The organism is Moorena sp. SIO3I6 (assembly GCF_010672095.1).
Genome location: NZ_JAAHHU010001788.1, coordinates 1 through 1,000, shown reverse-complemented (window position 1 = coordinate 1,000; position 1,000 = coordinate 1). Strand labels below are relative to the sequence as shown.

General features: G+C 44.8%; 2 pseudogenes. One reads left to right on the top strand and one right to left on the bottom strand.

Annotated elements, in window-relative coordinates:
* A pseudogene (locus tag F6K49_RS53145) lies at window positions 1-361 on the bottom strand (hypothetical protein); the annotation flags it as partial.
* 342 nt (window positions 362-703) lie between these two features.
* Here F6K49_RS53145 and F6K49_RS53140 point away from each other — a divergent pair.
* Window positions 704-904, top strand: a pseudogene (locus tag F6K49_RS53140) (hypothetical protein).
* Window positions 905-1,000: the final 96 nt, after the last annotated feature.

Below are 1,000 nucleotides of genomic sequence, written 5' to 3'. Positions count from 1 at the left end.
GAATCGGGAATCGGGAATCGGGAATCGGGAATCGGGAATCGGGAATCGGGAATCGGGAATCGGGAGCATTCTGTAGGGTGGGCATGGCCGGTTTACTTACCCAAATCCTGGCCAAATTCATCTGAGCAATGCCCACCAAAGCATTCTGTAGGGTGGGCATGGCCGGTTTACTTACCCAAATCCTGGCCAAATTGATCTCAGCAATGCCCACCAAAGCATTCTGTAGGGTGGGCATTGCCGGTTTACTTACCCAAATCCTGCCCAAATTGATCTCAGCAATGCCCACCAAAGGATTCTGTAGGGTGGGCATTGCCGGTTTACTTACCCAAATCCTGCCCAAATTCATCTGAGCAATGCCCACCAACCAAGGTACCCATGGCCGGTTTCTGAACCAATGCCCACCCTAGGATTATTGTGGATTGGTGGGCATTGCCCATTTCATTGATCGCCGTTCAATAATGATATTGATCAGCAATTACTAGCCTAGGATTATTGTGGATTGGTGGGCATTTACCATTTCATTGATCGCCGTTAAATCATGATATTAATCAGCAATGCCCACCCTACGATTTTTCAATAATGCTACGCTTTTTTTTATTCCCCCTAAAACTTACCAAAAACCCCTTTTTTTTAAATCCTTGAAAATTTAAAACATAATCATTAAATTTATCAAAATAAACAGAAGAATTTCCAGGGTTAATCTATGTCAAAATACTTTAATAAAAACTTCAATAAACAACCTGTTGATCACACTTTGAAAGGCTCTCGTGAAGCAGTAATCTATAGTATCCAAATGCTTTATAAATTGGGCTATGCATAGATTGCCGAATGGTCTCCTCTTGAGCCGACTGAGGTTCCAGGGGAAGTCATTACTAAAATGATGAAGTATTGGCTGTTACCATAACACCTTGTCTTGATGCAGTCGCTCATGGGGGAAACCACGGCAGTCGCTCATGGGGGGGACCCCCAAGACCGCGCTGCCTCCCCAAGACCGCGCTGC